The sequence below is a fragment of the Micromonospora wenchangensis genome, from assembly GCF_002210435.1.
Taxonomy (GTDB): Bacteria; Actinomycetota; Actinomycetes; order Mycobacteriales; family Micromonosporaceae; genus Micromonospora; species Micromonospora wenchangensis.
In genome coordinates this window covers 104649-119844 of sequence record NZ_MZMV01000016.1, presented here as the reverse complement: position 1 = coordinate 119844, position 15196 = coordinate 104649, and the positions used below count along the sequence as shown (strand labels likewise).

The window sequence follows — 15196 nt, the reverse complement described above, 5'->3', positions numbered from 1 at the left end:
GGGGCGACCTGCGTCCCGCCGGCCCACCCCGCACCGTCGCGAGGAGGAAGCCGCCATGACGAACACCAGGACGCGGGTCCCGCAGGATCTCGACCGTAACCTCGCCCTCGACCTGGTCCGGGTCACCGAGGCCGCCGCGATGGCCGCCGGCCGGTGGGTCGGCCGGGGCGACAAGGAGGGTGGCGACGGGGCAGCCGTCGACGCCATGCGCAAGCTGATCAACTCGATCCAGATGCGTGGCGTCGTGGTGATCGGCGAGGGCGAGAAGGACAACGCGCCGATGCTGTTCAACGGCGAGCAGGTGGGCGACGGCACCGGCCCCGAGGTGGACGTGGCGGTGGACCCGGTCGACGGCACCACGCTGATGAGCAAGGGCATGCCCAACGCGCTCGCCGTGCTGGCCGTCTCGGAGCGGGGGGCGATGTTCGACCCGAGCGCCGTCTTCTACATGGAGAAGCTGGCCGTCGGCCCGGATTACGCCGACGTGGTGGACATCGAGGCGGGCCCGGCGGAGAACATCCGGCGGATCGCCAAGGTCAAGGGCACCGAGGTGGCCGAGGTCACCGTCTGCGTGCTGGACCGGTCCCGGCACGACGACCTGGTCGGGCAGATCCGGCGGACCGGGGCCGGCATCCGGTTCATCTCCGACGGCGACATCGCCGGGTCGATCGCCGCAGCCCGGGGCGAGTCGGGCGTCGACGTGCTGATGGGCATCGGCGGCACCCCGGAGGGGATCATCTCGGCGTGCGCGCTCAAGTGCATGGGCGGGGCGATGCAGGCGAAGCTCTGGCCGCAGGACGCGCAGGAGCGGGAGAAGGCGCTCGCCGCCGGGCACGACCTGGACCGGGTGCTCGGCACCGACGACCTGGTCACCGGGGACAACTGCTTCTTCGTGGCGACCGGGGTGACCTCCGGTGACCTGCTGCGCGGGGTGCGGTACCAGGCGGGCGGGGCGTACACCCAGTCGATCGTGATGCGGTCCAAGAGCGGCACGATCCGGGTGATCGACTCGTACCACCGGTTGGAGAAGCTGGCCCTCTACTCGGCGGTGGACTTCGACGGCAGGCCCCTGGCAGAGCAGGAGTGACAGCGACCGGCACGGCGGTTCCCCCCGTCCTGCCCACCTCCCGCCGGATCGCCGGGATCGGGCTGGCGACCGCCGCCGGGGTCGGGGTGGCCGTCCAGTCCCGGATCAACGGCGAACTGGGCGTACGCCTGGCCGACGGGATCGCCGCCGCGGTGGTCTCCTTCGGCCTGGGGCTGGTGGTGCTGCTGGTGCTGGTCCCCGCGCTGCCCGGCGGGCGGCGTGGGCTGGCCGAACTGCGTGGATCGCTGCGCTCCGGCGCGCTGCGACCGTGGCAGATGCTGGGCGGGGTGTGCGGGGCGTTCCTGGTCGCCACCCAGGGACTCACCATCGGGACGCTCGGCGTGGCGGTGTTCACCGTGGCGGTGGTCGCCGGTCAGTCGGCCAGCAGCCTGGCCGTGGACCGGGCGGGGATCGGGCCGGGCGGTCGGCAGCCGGTGACGCTCTCCCGGCTGGCCGGCGCGGTGCTGACCGTGCTGGCCGTGCTGCTGGCGGTCGGTGACCGGCTCGGTGACCCGGGCACCCTGGTGCTGGCCCTGCTGCCGCTGCTGGCCGGGTTGGGCCTGGCCTGGCAGCAGGCGGTCAACGGGCTGGTCCGCGCGGCGTCGGACAGCGCGCTCGTCGCCACCGGCGTCAACTTCGCCGTCGGCACGGTGGCCCTGCTGGTCACCTTCGGCGTGGACCTGGCGGTCCGGGGTGCTCCCGGTGGCGCGCTGCCGACCGAGCCGTGGCTCTATCTGGGTGGCCCGATCGGCACCGTCTTCATCACGGTCGCGGCGGCGATCGTCCGGTTCACCGGGGTCCTGCTGCTGGGGCTGGCCACCATCGCCGGTCAGGTCGTCGGGGCGGTGATGCTGGACGTGGTGCTGCCGACGTCGGCGTCGCACCCGGGCCCCGCCACCCTGGCCGGCGCGACGCTGACCCTGGTCGCGGTGCTGGTGGCGGCGCTGGGCCCGGCCCCGCGCCGCTGACCCGCGCCGACCCGACCGGACCGTCCGTGCGGGCGGACCGGCGGCGGTCAGTGGACCGTGCCCGCCGGGGTGGGCGTCCCGGCGGCGGTGAGGGTACGGACGGCGGCGGTCAGCGCCTCGTCCAGCGGGGTCGGGGTGATGCCGAGGACGGCGGTGGCCCGGGTCGAGTCCATCACGAACGGCCTGGCGAACTGGTGCGCGGTCTCCCGCAGCTCGCGGGCGAAGGGGTCGGTCAGGCCACCGAGCCAGAGCAGCGGGTAGGGCAGCCGGGTCAGCTTCGGCGGCGGGGCGTCGGCCAGCTCGGCCGCCCGGACGGCCAGCTCGCGGACGCTGGCCGGCGCGGCGCTGGGCACGTGCCAGGCGTGTCCCCAGGCCCGTTCGTCGGTCGCGGCGGCGACCAGGGTACGCACCACGTCAACGACGTACGTCCAGGTGTGCGGGGCGTCCCAGTTCACCGGCAGGACGACCCGCTGGCCGGCGAGCACCTTCGGCAGCACCAACGGCAGCAGGGAGTTGCCCTCGGCACCTAGGTAGTCCGAGCCGCGCACCTCGGTGGTCCGGACCCGGCCGGCGCGGTGGGCGGCGAGCGCCTCGGTCCACATCCGGTTACGGACGCGCCCCTTGGTGCCGGTGGCGGCGAGCGGGGTGTCCTCGGTCATCGGCGCGTCGACCGGGCCGTAGCCGTAGAGGCAGCCGACGGTGGCGAGCACCGCGCCGGTGCGCCCGGCGGTGGTGAGCAGTGCGTCGGCCAGCGGCGGCCAGTCGGTGGCCCACCTGTGGTAGGCGGGGTTGGCGCAGTTGTAGAGCGCGACCGCCCCGTCGGTGAGGGCGGTCAGCCGGTCGGTGTCGGCGGCGTCGGCGGCGATCCGCTCGATCGCCGGGTCGACGGGGCCGGTGCCCCGGCGGGTGACGAGCCGGACCTGTTCGCCCTGCTCGGCGAGGTGGTGTGCGGTGGCGGTGCCGACCGGGCCGGCACCGACGATCACGTGCAGCGACATGGGAGAACCTTTCGAAGCGGTAGACCGAATCGAGAGCATTGCTCTCGCTGAGCTGCGTCCAGCATGACCGACCCGGCTCCCCGGAGTCAAGAGCAGTGCTCTCTATTTTGATTGGCGCTCTGCCCCGTGGCAGAGTAGGCGCATGCCGGCTTCCTCGATCCGCGCCCGGGTCCGCGCCGAGATGATCGACGAGATCAAGGCGGTGGCCCGCCGCCACCTCGCCAGCGACGGGGCCGACCTCTCCCTGCGGGCGGTCGCCCGGGACATGGGGATGGTCTCGTCCGCCATCTACCGCTACTTTCCCAGCCGGGACGACCTGCTCACCGCGCTGATCATCGAGGCGTACCAGGCGCTCGGCGACGCGGTGGAGGCCGCCGACGCCGCCGTCGACCGGGCCGACCTGCGCGGACGCTGGCACGCCGTCTGCCGGGCCGCCCGCACCTGGGCGCTGGCCCACCCCGCCGAGTACGCCCTGCTCTACGGCAGCCCGGTGCCCGGGTACGCCGCCCCGGTCGACACCGTGCTCCCCGCGCAGCGCCCACCGCTGACCCTGCTCGGCATCCTCCGCGACGGGGTGGCCGCCGGCCGGATCACCCCGCCCGACGACGACCTGCCCGAGCCGGTCCGGGCCGACCTGGCCGAGATCGCCGCCGGCCTCTTCCCCGGCCTGCCCGAGGCCCTACTCGCCCGGGGCATGGCCGGCTGGACCCAACTCTTCGGGCTGATCAGCTTCGACCTCTTCGGCCGCCTCGACCCGGTCGTCCCGCACCGGGACGCCTACTTCGACCACCAGACCGCCCTGATGGCCGACCTCGTCGGCCTGCCCTGACCCGGCCCGCCGGGACACCTCCCCGGGCCGGCCGGCCCCACGGCCAGGCTGCGCACGGCGGACCGGGCGGGCACCACGGCCAGGTCGGCACGGGAGACACAGCGGCCCCGTCGGCCCGCAGAGCGGGGTCAGCCGGCGTCGGAGGAGTGGCCGGGGAAGAGGTGGGCCGCCGGGTCGATGGCGACGGCGGCGTTGTTGACGGCGGTGGCGGCCTCGCCGAAGCCGGTGGCGATCAGCCGCACCTTGCCCGGGTACTCGGTGATGTCACCGGCGGCGAAGACCCGGGGCAGGTTGGTGGCCATCGCGCTGTCCACCACGATGTGCCGGCGGTCCAGCCGCAACCCCCACTCGGCCAGCGGCCCCAAGTCGGCCGTGAAGCCGAGCGCCGCGACCACCGTGTCGACCGGCAGGGTCTCGGCCGCCCCGCCCCGGACGGTGATCTCGGCGGCGGTGACCGTGTCGTCGCCGTAGAGCCGGGTCACCTCGGCGTTGACCACGACCCGCACCGGCAGCGACAGCACCCGGGCCACGGTCGCGGCGTGCGCCCGGAACCGCTCCCGGCGGTGCACCAGGGTCACCGAGCGGGCCAGCGGTTGCAGGGTGGCCGCCCAGTCGAACGCCGAGTCACCGCCACCCACGATCAGCACGTCCCGGTCGGCCAGCGCGGTCGGCTCCGGTACGAAGTAGACGATCCCGCCGCCGACGAAGCTGTCCGCGACCGGCAGCGGGCGCGGGGTGAAACTGCCCAGCCCGCCGGTGACCAGCACCGCGCCGCAGCGCAACTGCTCGCCGCCGGCCAGGCCCAGCACCGGTCGGCCGTCGGTGTGGGCGAGCTTCTCGGCCCGGGTGCCGAGCAGGTACTCCGGGTGGTAGGGCGCGGCCTGGGCGAGCAGGTTGGCGACCAGGTCCCGGCCCTTGACGGCGGGAAAGCCGGCGACGTCGAGGATCAGCTTCTCCGGGTACATGGCGGTGATCTGCCCGCCCGGCTCGGGCAGCGCGTCGACGACCGCCACCGACAGCCCCCGGAAACCCGCGTAGTACGCGGCGAACAGCCCCGTCGGGCCGGCTCCGATCACGGCGACATCGACCTCACGCATGGGCGTACCGTCGCTTTCCGCTGGCGATCAACGTGCGCCGCGCCGGTGGCGGGCGACGCGTGCTGCTGCCGACGGTAGGCCCGACGTGCGGCCCGGGCAAGCATGTCCCGCCCCCGCCACGCGGGCCGGGCGGGTCGCCCGCTCAGGGCGTCAGGGTGGACTCCACCCGGTACTCCCGGTACGGGTCGTACGGGCGACGACGCCGGAACAGGATCGCCGCGACCACCCCGCCGAGCAGCCCGAACAGGTGACCCTGCCAGGAGATCCGCTCGTCGGTGGGCAGGATGCCGAGCAGTTGCCAGCCGTAGAGCAGCCCGACCAGCAGCACCACCCCGAAGTTCCACCAGCTCCGTTCGACGACGCCTCGGGTGAACAGCAGGCCCAGGTAACCGAAGATGACCCCGCTCGCCCCGACGACCACCGAGTTTGGCGAGCCGGTGAACCAGACCCCGAGCCCGCTGACCAGGATGATGACCAGGGTGGACCAGAGGAAGCGGCGGGTGCCGGCGGCCAGCACGAAGGTGCCGAGCAGGATCAGCGGGATGCTGTTGCTGTAGAGGTGGTCGAAGCCGTGGTGCAGGAACGGCGAGAAGAACACCCCGTCGAGCCCCTGGACGCGCTGCGGGATGATCCCGGCGGCCACGTCGAGCCCGAAGCCGAGCCCCTGGTCGAGGGCCTCGATGAGGAAGAGGAACGGCACCACCGCGCACATGGCGACGAAGGCCCGGCCGAGCGACGCGTAGAACGCCTCGGTGCCGAACCGGTCGGGGTCGCCGCCCGTCGGGTGCAGGGTCACCCCACCATGGCTATCAGCATTCTTCGCCGACCGCCACCCGGGTCCCGTGCCACCGGGGGTACGACGACGGCGGGGCGGGTGGTCGCCCACCCGCCCCGCCGTCTGTGTCGTCGCTCAGTACCAGCCTTCGCTCTGGCTCTTGGCCCAGGCGCCGCACGGGTTGTCGTACCGGCCCTCGATGTAGCCGAGGCCCCACTTGATCTGGGTGACCGGGTTGGTCCGCCAGTCGCTGGCGATCGAGCTCATCTTGCTGCCCGGCACCGCCTGCGGGATGCCGTAAGCGCCGGACGAGGAGTTGCTGGCCTTGGGGTTCCAGCCGCTCTCCTTGTTCCAGAGCTTGTCCAGGCAGGGCATCTGGTCGATCTTGAAGCCCGCCTGGAGGAGCATCGCGCAACCGGTCTTGCGGTGCCCGCTGTACGAGCTGCACGAGGCGGGGACCGGGCCGGCGTAGGCCTTGATCTTCCCGTCCTCCGCCTTGGCCTTGGCCTCGGCCTCGCGCTCCTTCTTCCGCGACGCGGCGGCGGCCTCGGCGGCCTTGGCCCGCTGGGCGGCCTCCTTGGCCGCCGCGGCGGCCCGCAGCTTCGCCTGGTACTCGGCGGCCCGCTGCTTGGCGGACTCCCGCCGGTGGTCGGCCTGCCGGTCGCGCTGGTAGTCGTACTCGGCCTGGTCGACCTGGAGGCCGACCTGCGCGGTCAGGCCCTGTTGCTGGGTTTCGCGGTCTTCGCCCAGATAGAAACCGCCGGCAACGCCCACGGAGAGCAGTGCGACGGCGGCCGTACGGGCACCGAACCGGCTCCACAGCCGACTCACGAAGTGTCCCTTTCGTCGGGGGCAAGGACGCGGCGCGGACCGGCCCTGGACGGGCGCGGTCGTGCCGCGAGCGCCCCGACCTGAGCCGGTCGCCACCGACGCACCGGCAGAGGGCGGCGACCGGCCCCAGGACGGGACGAACGGTCACCGACACCCCCACCGGGACGTGGGCGCTCGTGGGACACGATCGCGCACAGTGAGGCCGATGGGAAACCCGGCACGCATATTGTGACCTGCGCCACAAAGTGAATGCGGACGATGGCGGGCGGACCCCGCCCCCGCGACGGTCAGCCCGGGATGTCCTCCAACAGATCCGTCACCATCGCCGCGATCGGGGACCGCTCGGACCGGTTCAGCGTGACGTGCGCGAAGAGCGGATGACCCTTCAACGCCTCGATCACCGCCGTCACCCCGTCGTGCCGCCCGACCCGCAGGTTGTCCCGCTGGGCGACGTCGTGGGTGAGCACCACCCGCGAGCCCTGCCCGATCCGGGACAGCACGGTGAGCAGTACGCCCCGCTCCAGCGACTGGGCCTCGTCGACGATGACGAACGCGTCGTGCAGGCTCCGGCCCCGGATGTGGGTCAGCGGAAGGACCTCCAGGATGCCCCGCGAGGTGACCTCCTCCAGCACGTTCTCGTGCACCACCGCCCCGAGGGTGTCGAACACCGCCTGCGCCCAGGGCGACATCTTCTCCGACTCGGACCCGGGCAGGTAGCCCAACTCCTGCCCGCCGACGGCGTAGAGCGGCCGGAAGACCACCACCTTCTTGTGCCTGCGGCGCTCCATCACCGCCTCCAGCCCGGCGCACAGCGCCAGCGCCGACTTGCCGGTGCCGGCCCGGCCACCCAGCGACACGATCCCGATCGACTCGTCGAGCAGCAGGTCCAGCGCGATCCGCTGCTCGGCCGAGCGGCCGTGCACACCGAACGCCTCGCGGTCGCCCCGCACCAGCCGGACGGTCTTGTCGGGCAGCACCCGCCCCAGCGCCGACCCCCGGGTGGAGTGCAGCACCAGGCCGGTGTGGCAGGACAGGCCGGCGGCGGCGTCCAGGTCGAGGCAGTCCCCGGCGTAGAGCCGGCCGATCTCGTCCTCGCCCAGCTCCAGCTCGGCCATCCCCGTCCAGGTCGGGTCGCTGGCCTGGCCGTGCCGGTACTCGTCGGCCCGCAGGCCGACCGAGGCGGCCTTGACCCGCAGCGGCATGTCCTTGCTGACCAGCGTCACCTCCCGCCCCTCGGCGGCCAGGTTCAGCGCCACCGACAGGATGCGCGCGTCGTTGGACTCGTTGCGGAACCCGGGGGGCAGGACGCCGTCGTCCGAGTGGTTCAGCTCCACGGTGAGCGTGCCGCCGGACTCGTTGGCGGGCACCGGACGGTCCAGGCGACCGTGCCGGACCCGCAGCTCGTCGAGCATGCGCAGGGACTGGCGGGCGAACCAGCCCAGCTCCGGGTGGTGTCGTTTGCCCTCCAGCTCCGAGATCACCACGAGCGGCAGGACCACCTCGTGCTCGGCGAAGCGGTGGAAGGCCGCCGGGTCGGACAGGAGCACCGACGTGTCCAGAACGAACACCTGGCCGGCTGGGCCGGGCTCCTCGGGGCCGGGCGGGGCGGCGGCCGCCGGACGGCGGCTCCGGGTGGCTCGGCGGGTCGTGGCAGTCGCGGCCGGGATCTGGTCGACACCGGCGGGCGTACGGCGAGTCGTCACAGGCCTGCTCCGACGGACGGGCATCCGCCATCCGCGTTCCGCCTCCTCCGGTGCCCGGGGACACGGGGTCGGATGCGGAACCCCGTGCGCGAGGTCGCAGATCCGGGCGGCCGGCTGACCCGGGAAAACCCCGGGTCATGCCTAGACGCTAGCGGCGCCGGGCCGCCTCGGCTAGAGGGTGGACGAGGATCTCCCCCGCACCGGGCAGGCGGCCTGGCGGCGGGCGACGCGGACCGGCCGGGATGCCTGCCCCCTGCGCGCATCCCGGCCGGTGGCACCGCGTCACGGGTCGACGCGGCAGGTGTCGGCACGCCGTACCGACGGCCGTCGGCTCCCGTGGGTTCAGCCGGTCCGGCGGACCAGGGTGCCGGTCGGGTGCCGGCCGGCGACCGGGCCGGGTGGGGCCGCGAACGAGGAGCCGGTGTACGTGGTGCCCTGGCGGACCGCGGGGGTGGGACGCCGCGCGGCGTTGGCCGGCACGGCCGGGGCGGTGAGCGCCGAGGCGAGCACGGCCTGGGCGTCGCGCCGCCGCCGGTTCCAGGCGCCCCGGTCCCCGTCGAAGTAGCCCTGCCGGTAGCCGAAGCGGTACCCGATGCGGTAGCTGAGCTGGCCGTGCAGCCGGCCGGCGGCGTAGCTGGCCGCTCCGAGGACGAGGACGAGGAACAGGGCGAGCAGGGGGCTCATCGGGCGGCTCCGGTGGGCCGCGGCGGCCGGGTCACCGGTCCTCCGGCTCGGCCGGGCTCGGGTCGACGACCAGCAGCCGTTCCAGGTCCTCGGTGCTGACCTCCTCGACCAGTTCGACGCTGATCCGACAGCCGTCCAGCACGACCTCGGCCATCGAGGAGCGGCGGATCTCACCACCGGCGTCGTAGACCCGGACGCTCATCTCCGGGCAGCCGAGATGGGTCCGCCAGGCGTTCCACTCGTCGCGGTCGCCGACGCTCAGTGACAGGTAGCGGCAGCCCCGGGCGAGGTAGAGCCGCCAGGGCGCGCTCAGCCCGGCGGCGACCCCCTCCGCGATCAGGCCGAAGGCCTGGGCACGGGTCGCGAGTTCGGTCACCGCGTCCCCCTCGCACCGGGAGCGTGACGCATGTGAGCACTGATCGTCTCAAGCACGTGACACACCGTAGGTTGTCCCATGAGCGTGACAGTATCAGCTTTTCGTCTGGTTCCCGGCCGCCTCGCTCGGCGGTATTATGCCCAGGTGAGACCCCTTCGTACCGACTCCTGAGCGGGTGCGGTCGACCCGGTGAGCGCGTCTCATATGCGTGACAAAGATCCGCCCCGGGCAGCCCGGACGGGCACTACGGTCGTACGGTTTCGGGGTGACCGAGACCGCCCCCGCCCGGAAGATCGCATTCGCCACCTTCGTTCGTCGGGCGCTCGACGATGCCCGGGCGATGCGCGCCTGGACCGGCACCGAGGTCTCCCGCCGCACCGGTGTCTCCCGCCAGACGATCAACCGGTGGGTGCGCGGCGACTGGGCCAGCGACCCCGAGGCGGAACGGGTGGTGGCGTTCTGTGAGGGGCTGGGCCTCAACCCGGCCGCCGCGTTCGCCGCCCTCGGCTGGGACCGCGCCGCCACCCCCCGGGGTGCCCCCGGCGCGCCCCCGATGGACCCGGACGTCGAGGCGCTGCTGCGCCGGCTGGTCGACCCCGCCGTGTCGGACGCGGAGAAGTTCCACATCCGGGAAACCATTCGTTACCTCGCATACCGCCCCACTCTCCCGCTCGATGTCCGAAAGGGCGGAGAGCAGGCCGGGTAGTTCCTCAGATGGCGAAAGAACGCCTGATCAGACCCGATCGTTTCGCTCCGGGGCGGCAACGGGCACGCTAGCGTCCCTATTCGTACTGCTTGGGCTCGTCGTCGGCGGGGGGACGGGACAAGGCCGAACTCAGCCCTGCGGGACAGAAGGAGGGGTCTGTCCATGACCCTGAAGTGGTGGGCAGTCGTGGTCGCGGCAGTCTCCCTGACCGCGTGCGTGACCGCGAACCTGGTGGCCGGCGTGGGCGGGGGCGGGCAGATCCCGCTGGTGTTCAACCTCTTCGCCCTGACCGTCGCCGGCACCGCCGTCGTCCTGGCGGTGGTCGCCGAACTGCACGACCGGCTCGACGACCGGGTCAGCGCGCTCACCGAGTTCCTGGTGGCGCGGCTCAACGAGATCGAGACCCGCACCGGCGACCGGAACACCGGTTTCGTCGAGGGTTACCTGCTCAACCAGGGCCGCGAGGCCACCGTGGTGCCGTTGGGGCGGCGGGGGCGGGGAGCCGCCGAACGCTGAGGAGAACTCGCGGACCACACACCCCGGCGGTGTCAAGAAGCCACTCCGAAGCCACGAATCAGCCACCGCCGCCGGGGTACGCTGTCGCGCGTGCCGCCGTTGAATCTGGGTAACCAGCAGCCGCAGACCCCGCTGGATGCTGAGCACGCCTGGCGTACCACCGCCGAGCGGGCCGCCGACACCGTCCTCTTCTTCGACTTCGACGGCACCCTCGCGCCGGTCGACGACGACCCCACCGCGGTACGCCCCGCGCCCAAGGTGCTCGCCGCCCTGGAGGCGCTGGCCCCGGTGGTGCAGCGGGTGGCGATCGTCTCCGCCCGTCCCGTCGACTTCCTCCGTGACCACCTCGGCGGCCTCACCGGGATCGACCTCTACGGACTGTACGGACTGGAGCACAGCCACTCCGGCGGCGAGACCGTCACCGAACCCGCCGCGCTGCCCTGGGTGCCCACCATGGCCGAACTGGCCGACCGGGCCCGCGCCGAGCTGCCCGCCGGGGCGCTGGTGGAGTTCAAGCGGCTGAGCGTGGCGCTGCACTGGCGTACCGCGCAGCAGCTCGGCCCGGCGGTCGAGCAGTGGGGGCGGGCGCAGGCCGAACGGCTCGGGCTGCGGGTGCAGGCCGGCCGGATGGTGCTGGAACTCAAGCCCCCCGTCGACCGGGACAAGGGTCTGGTCATCGGCGAGGTGGTCCGGGACGCCGGCGGGGCGTGGTATTTCGGCGACGACGTCTCCGACATCAAGGCGTTCGCGGCGTTGCGCGCCCGGTCGGCCGCCGACCCGGGGTTCCTCGGCATCTGCGTGGCGGTGGCCAACCCGGAGACCGGCCGGGAGGTCGCCGAGGCCGCCGACCTCACCATCGACTCCCCCGCCGCGCTTGGCGACTTTCTCACCCGGGCCGTGGGCCACCTCACCTGACCGCACCCGCGCGGGCGTCGCTCCGGGGTGCCCGGGGTGCGGGCCCCTCGGCGGGTCAGGTGCCGTAGCGGCGTTGCCGGGTGCCGTAGGACCGCAGGGCACGCAGGAAGTCGACCCGCCGGAAGTCGGGCCAGTTCAGCTCGCAGAAGTAGAACTCCGAGTGCGCCGACTGCCAGAGCATGAAACCGGACATGCGCTGTTCGCCGCTGGTCCGGATGATCAGATCCGGGTCGGGCAGGCCCCGGGTGTAGAGGTGCTCGGAGATGTGGTCGACGTCCAGCGTGCCGGCCAGTTCCTCGATGGTGCCGCCCTTGGCCGCGTGCTCCACCAGCAGCGACCGCACCGCGTCGGTGATCTCGCGCCGGCCGCCGTAGCCGACGGCGATGTTGACCTGTGCGCCGCCGGTGCGTTCCCGGGTGCGTTCCTCGGCGGCCTTGAGCGCCTGGGCGTGCTGGGTGGGCAGCACGTCGAGCGCGCCGACCATCCGCAGCCGCCAGGGGTTTCCCTCCTCGGCCAGTTCGGTGCTGAGATCCTCGATGATCTGGAGCAGCGGGTCCAGCTCCTCCGCCGGCCGGGACAGGTTGTCGGTGGAGAGCAGCCAGAGCGTGACGTGACCGACGCCTGCCGCGTCGCACCAGCGCAGCAGCTCCTTGATCCGCTCGGCACCCATCCGGTGCCCGTCGTTCGGATCGACGAAGCCCATCTCCCGCGCCCACCGGCGGTTGCCGTCGCACATCACGCCGACGTGCCGGGGCACCGGTCGACCCGCGAGCCTGGCCGTCAGCCGGCGCTCGTAGACGGAGTAGAGAAGTTTCCGCAGAGTCATCACCTTGCAGGGTAGCGACCCGTGCCGAACATCAGTGCCTCGGTGGCGCACTCCGCGCGTGATCAAGAGAAATACGTCGTCGGCGGGCCGTCCACTGACCGGAATCTCTTGATCACCGGGGCGGGGTGGTGGGGGTGGCGGGGGCGCGGTGCAGGGCGTAGAGGGCGAGGGTGGCCGCCGCCAGCAGGGGTGCGCCGTCGCGGACCAGGCCGTCCAGGCCGAGCAGCCACCAGCACAGCGGCAGGTTCACCGCGAGCACGCCCAGGGTGATCGTGACCAGCAGGCGGCGGGCCCACCGCCTGCCGCGCAGCAGGAACGCCGTACAGAACAGCACCAGGTAGCTGACCACGATGCCGGCGGCGAACCAGGCCAGCACCACCGGGACGACGGCGAGCCGGCCGTCCAGCACCGCACCGCCGGCCACCAGCGCCGGCACCAACATCAACGGGCTGTACGTGAACGCGGCCACCCGGCTGGTCAGCAGCCAGCCGGTCACCTCGGGACGTTTCGGGGCGACCTCCCGCCAGCTGATCGTGCCGCCCTCGACGACCAGGCCCCGGCGGTGGCGCACCAGGTGCCCGGCGACCGTGTCGGAGCGGTAGAGCAGTACCACCACGGCGAGGCAGAGCGCGGTGAGCACGGCGAAGCCGACCAGGCCGGGCAGCGGCGGGACACCCTGCCGGGGCACCACCAGCCGGCCGACCGCGAACACGGTGGTCACGGCGAGGATCAGCCCGAACGGTCTGGCCCCGGCCCGCCCCCGGTTCACCTGCCCGATCAGCACCAGGAAACCCAGCGACCGCAGCATCGCCCAGCCGGTGCGCACCGCCAGGCCGAACTCCTGCTCCGGGGCGTACCACCAGTTCAGCAGCTCGACCACGACGGTGGCGGCGGCGGTCGACGCGAGCAGGGTGGTCAGCGCCCGGACGGCGGACGGCCGCCGGACCGGTGGGGTCACGGCGGCCGTCCTCATGGTTTCCGGTCTTGCCCGGTACGGGCGACCGGCACACCTGCTACCGGGGCTGCTCCGCGTCGAGCCGGGCGCGCAGCGCGTCCAGCTCCGACCAGAGGACGGCCGGCAGCTTGTCACCGAACTTCTCGAACCACTCGGTGACCAGCGGCAGCTCGTCGCGCCACTCCTGCGGGTCGACCTTGAGGGCGATCCGGACGTCCTCCGGGGTCATGTCGAGCCCCTCGACGTCCAGCGCGTCGGCGGTCGGCACCATGCCGATCGGGGTCTCGACCGCGTCGGCGCTGCCCTCGATGCGCTCGACCACCCACTTGAGCACCCGCGAGTTCTCGCCGAAGCCGGGCCAGAGGAAGTTGCCCTCGGCATCCTTGCGGAACCAGTTCACGTAGTAGATCTTGGGCAGCTTGGCGGCGTCGCCGTCGACGCCCTTGCCCATCTCGATCCAGTGGTTGAAGTAGTCACCGGCGTGGTAGCCGATGAACGGCAGCATCGCCATCGGGTCGCGGCGCACCACGCCGACCGCGCCGGACGCGGCGGCGGTGGTCTCCGAGGACAGCGTCGCCCCCAGGTACACCCCGTGCACCCAGTCGCGGGCCTCGGTGACCAGCGGGATGGTGTCCCGGCGGCGGCCACCGAACAGGATCGCGTCGATCGGCACGCCGTTCGGGTCGAAGTAGTCGTCGGCCAGGATCGGGCACTGGGTGATCGGGGTGCAGAACCGGCTGTTCGCGTGGGAGGAGAGGTTCTCGCTCTCCGGCGTCCAGTCGTTGCCCTTCCAGTCGATCAGGTGGGCCGGCGGCTCGCCCATGCCCTCCCACCAGATGTCGCCGTCGTCGGTGAGGGCGACGTTGGTGAAGATCGAGTTGCCCCGGTCCAGCGTCCGCATCGCGTTGGCGTTGGTCTTCCAGTCGGTGCCCGGGGCGACGCCGAACAGGCCGTACTCCGGGTTGACCGCGTAGAGGCGGCCGTCGGGGCCGAACCGCATCCAGGCGATGTCGTCGCCGATGGTCTCGACCTTCCAGCCGGGGATGGTCGGCTCCAGCATGGCCAGGTTGGTCTTGCCGCAGGCGGACGGGAACGCGCCCGCCACGTGGTAGACCTTCCCCTCCGGCGAGGTGATCTTGAGGATCAGCATGTGCTCGGCGAGCCAGCCCTCGTCCCGCCCCATCACGCTGGCGATCCGCAGCGAGTAGCACTTCTTGCCGAGCAGTGAGTTGCCGCCGTACCCGGAGCCGAAGGACCAGATCTCCCGGGTCTCCGGGAAGTGCGAGATGTACTTCGTCTCGTTGCACGGCCAGGCGACGTCGGACTGGCCGGGGGCGAGCGGTGCGCCGATGGAGTGCAGCGCGTGCACGAACTCGGCGTCGTCGCCCATCGCGTCGAGCACGCTGGCGCCCATCCGGGTCATGATCCGCATCGAGGCGACCACGTACGGGCTGTCGGTGATCTCGACACCGAACATCGGGTTCTCGGCCTCGACCGGGCCCATGCAGAACGGGATGACGTACATCGTCCGGCCGCGCATCGCACCCCGGTACAGCTCGGTCATCGTCCGCTTCATCTCGGCCGGCGCCATCCAGTTGTTGGTGGGGCCGGCGTCCGCCTCGTCCACGGAACAGATGAAGGTGCGCTCCTCGACCCGGGCGACGTCCGTGGGGTCGGTGCGGGCGTAGAAGGAGTTCGGCTTCTTTTCCGGGTTCAACCGGACGAGGGTGCCGTTGTCGACGAGTTCGTCGGTGAGACGCCGCCACTCCTCGTCTGACCCGTCCACCCAGACCACCCGGTCGGGGGTGGTGAGTTCCGCGATCTCCCGGACCCAGGCGAGCAGCTTGGGGTGGGTCGTGGGGGCCTGATCGATCCCCCGCACAGTAGCCGGAGCAACCATGACTCATCTCCTTGTGGTCGACGCTGACCG

16 protein-coding genes are annotated in these 15196 nt (G+C 72.6%); 6 read left to right on the top strand and 10 right to left on the bottom strand.

Going from position 1 to position 15196, the window contains the following annotated elements:
* Positions 1–55: 55 nt before the first annotated feature.
* Both glpX and B5D80_RS12370 read left to right on the top strand, forming a co-directional pair.
* Positions 56–1087: a class II fructose-bisphosphatase gene (gene glpX, locus B5D80_RS12375; RefSeq protein ID WP_088643985.1), complete on the top strand. Its 1032-nt coding sequence runs from the start codon at positions 56–58 to the stop codon at positions 1085–1087.
* The gene (locus B5D80_RS12370; protein ID WP_088643984.1) at positions 1084–2055 is read left to right on the top strand and encodes a DMT family transporter; all 972 of its coding nucleotides are present in this window, start codon (positions 1084–1086) and stop codon (positions 2053–2055) included. Before glpX ends, B5D80_RS12370 begins: the two co-directional genes overlap by 4 nt.
* A 47-nt stretch (positions 2056–2102) precedes the next feature.
* Here the strand turns inward: B5D80_RS12370 and B5D80_RS12365 are convergent, their stop codons facing one another.
* Entirely contained in the window at positions 2103–3053 is a 951-nt protein-coding gene (locus tag B5D80_RS12365; RefSeq protein WP_088643983.1) for an NAD-dependent epimerase/dehydratase family protein, read from the bottom strand.
* A gap of 142 nt (positions 3054–3195) precedes the next feature.
* On the opposite strand from B5D80_RS12365, the gene B5D80_RS12360 reads away from it, so the two are divergent.
* Complete coding sequence (locus B5D80_RS12360; RefSeq protein WP_088643982.1) at positions 3196–3882, top strand: TetR/AcrR family transcriptional regulator; 687 nt, start codon at positions 3196–3198, stop codon at positions 3880–3882.
* A 128-nt stretch (positions 3883–4010) separates the two neighbouring features.
* Here the strand turns inward: B5D80_RS12360 and B5D80_RS12355 are convergent, their stop codons facing one another.
* The 6 genes from B5D80_RS12355 to B5D80_RS12330 form a co-directional block, all read right to left on the bottom strand.
* Positions 4011–4979, bottom strand: coding sequence for an NAD(P)/FAD-dependent oxidoreductase (locus tag B5D80_RS12355; RefSeq protein ID WP_088643981.1), 969 nt, complete (start codon positions 4977–4979; stop codon positions 4011–4013).
* A 142-nt stretch (positions 4980–5121) separates the two neighbouring features.
* Entirely contained in the window at positions 5122–5775 is a 654-nt protein-coding gene (locus B5D80_RS12350; protein WP_088643980.1) for a rhomboid family intramembrane serine protease, read from the bottom strand.
* Between the two features lie 114 nt (positions 5776–5889).
* The gene (locus tag B5D80_RS12345) at positions 5890–6585 is read right to left on the bottom strand and encodes an aggregation-promoting factor C-terminal-like domain-containing protein (RefSeq protein WP_088643979.1); all 696 of its coding nucleotides are present in this window, start codon (positions 6583–6585) and stop codon (positions 5890–5892) included.
* 287 nt (positions 6586–6872) lie between these two features.
* Positions 6873–8288, bottom strand: a complete 1416-nt coding sequence (phoH2, locus tag B5D80_RS12340; RefSeq protein ID WP_088643978.1) for an RNA 5'-3' helicase PhoH2 — start codon at positions 8286–8288, stop codon at positions 6873–6875.
* Between the two features lie 342 nt (positions 8289–8630).
* On the bottom strand, positions 8631–8972 hold the full coding sequence (locus B5D80_RS12335; protein ID WP_088643977.1) for a hypothetical protein: 342 nt from the start codon (positions 8970–8972) through the stop codon (positions 8631–8633).
* Positions 8973–9003: 31 nt separating this feature from the next.
* The gene (locus B5D80_RS12330; protein WP_088643976.1) at positions 9004–9348 is read right to left on the bottom strand and encodes a hypothetical protein; all 345 of its coding nucleotides are present in this window, start codon (positions 9346–9348) and stop codon (positions 9004–9006) included.
* A gap of 265 nt (positions 9349–9613) precedes the next feature.
* Here B5D80_RS12330 and B5D80_RS12325 point away from each other — a divergent pair, with 265 nt between their 5' ends.
* The 3 genes from B5D80_RS12325 (at position 9614) to otsB (ending at position 11485) form a co-directional block, all read left to right on the top strand.
* The gene (locus B5D80_RS12325; protein ID WP_088643975.1) at positions 9614–10054 is read left to right on the top strand and encodes an XRE family transcriptional regulator; all 441 of its coding nucleotides are present in this window, start codon (positions 9614–9616) and stop codon (positions 10052–10054) included.
* A 162-nt stretch (positions 10055–10216) separates the two neighbouring features.
* The gene (locus tag B5D80_RS12320; protein WP_088643974.1) at positions 10217–10570 is read left to right on the top strand and encodes a hypothetical protein; all 354 of its coding nucleotides are present in this window, start codon (positions 10217–10219) and stop codon (positions 10568–10570) included.
* Between the two features lie 90 nt (positions 10571–10660).
* On the top strand, positions 10661–11485 hold the full coding sequence (gene otsB, locus B5D80_RS12315) for a trehalose-phosphatase (RefSeq protein WP_088643973.1): 825 nt from the start codon (positions 10661–10663) through the stop codon (positions 11483–11485).
* A 55-nt stretch (positions 11486–11540) separates the two neighbouring features.
* Here otsB and B5D80_RS12310 read toward each other — a convergent pair whose 3' ends face one another.
* From B5D80_RS12310 to B5D80_RS12300, 3 genes are all read right to left on the bottom strand, one after another.
* On the bottom strand, positions 11541–12311 hold the full coding sequence (locus B5D80_RS12310) for an isoprenyl transferase (RefSeq protein WP_088643972.1): 771 nt from the start codon (positions 12309–12311) through the stop codon (positions 11541–11543).
* Between the two features lie 112 nt (positions 12312–12423).
* The gene (locus B5D80_RS12305) at positions 12424–13284 is read right to left on the bottom strand and encodes a hypothetical protein (protein WP_088643971.1); all 861 of its coding nucleotides are present in this window, start codon (positions 13282–13284) and stop codon (positions 12424–12426) included.
* Positions 13285–13324: 40 nt separating this feature from the next.
* A complete protein-coding gene (locus B5D80_RS12300; RefSeq protein ID WP_088643970.1) occupies positions 13325–15166 on the bottom strand; it encodes a phosphoenolpyruvate carboxykinase (GTP) in 1842 nt (613 codons plus the stop codon).
* Between the last annotated feature and the right edge of the window lie 30 nt (positions 15167–15196).

Coding starts and splice junctions, on each gene's coding strand:
- glpX (WP_088643985.1), top strand. CDS start 56: ATGACGAACACCAGGACGCGGGTCCCGCAGGATCTCGACCGTAACCTC.
- B5D80_RS12365 (WP_088643983.1), bottom strand. CDS start 3,053: ATGTCGCTGCACGTGATCGTCGGTGCCGGCCCGGTCGGCACCGCCACC.
- B5D80_RS12360 (WP_088643982.1), top strand. CDS start 3,196: ATGCCGGCTTCCTCGATCCGCGCCCGGGTCCGCGCCGAGATGATCGAC.
- B5D80_RS12355 (WP_088643981.1), bottom strand. CDS start 4,979: ATGCGTGAGGTCGATGTCGCCGTGATCGGAGCCGGCCCGACGGGGCTG.
- B5D80_RS12335 (WP_088643977.1), bottom strand. CDS start 8,972: ATGAGCCCCCTGCTCGCCCTGTTCCTCGTCCTCGTCCTCGGAGCGGCC.
- B5D80_RS12320 (WP_088643974.1), top strand. CDS start 10,217: ATGACCCTGAAGTGGTGGGCAGTCGTGGTCGCGGCAGTCTCCCTGACC.
- B5D80_RS12310 (WP_088643972.1), bottom strand. CDS start 12,311: ATGACTCTGCGGAAACTTCTCTACTCCGTCTACGAGCGCCGGCTGACG.
- B5D80_RS12305 (WP_088643971.1), bottom strand. CDS start 13,284: ATGAGGACGGCCGCCGTGACCCCACCGGTCCGGCGGCCGTCCGCCGTC.
- B5D80_RS12300 (WP_088643970.1), bottom strand. CDS start 15,166: ATGGTTGCTCCGGCTACTGTGCGGGGGATCGATCAGGCCCCCACGACC.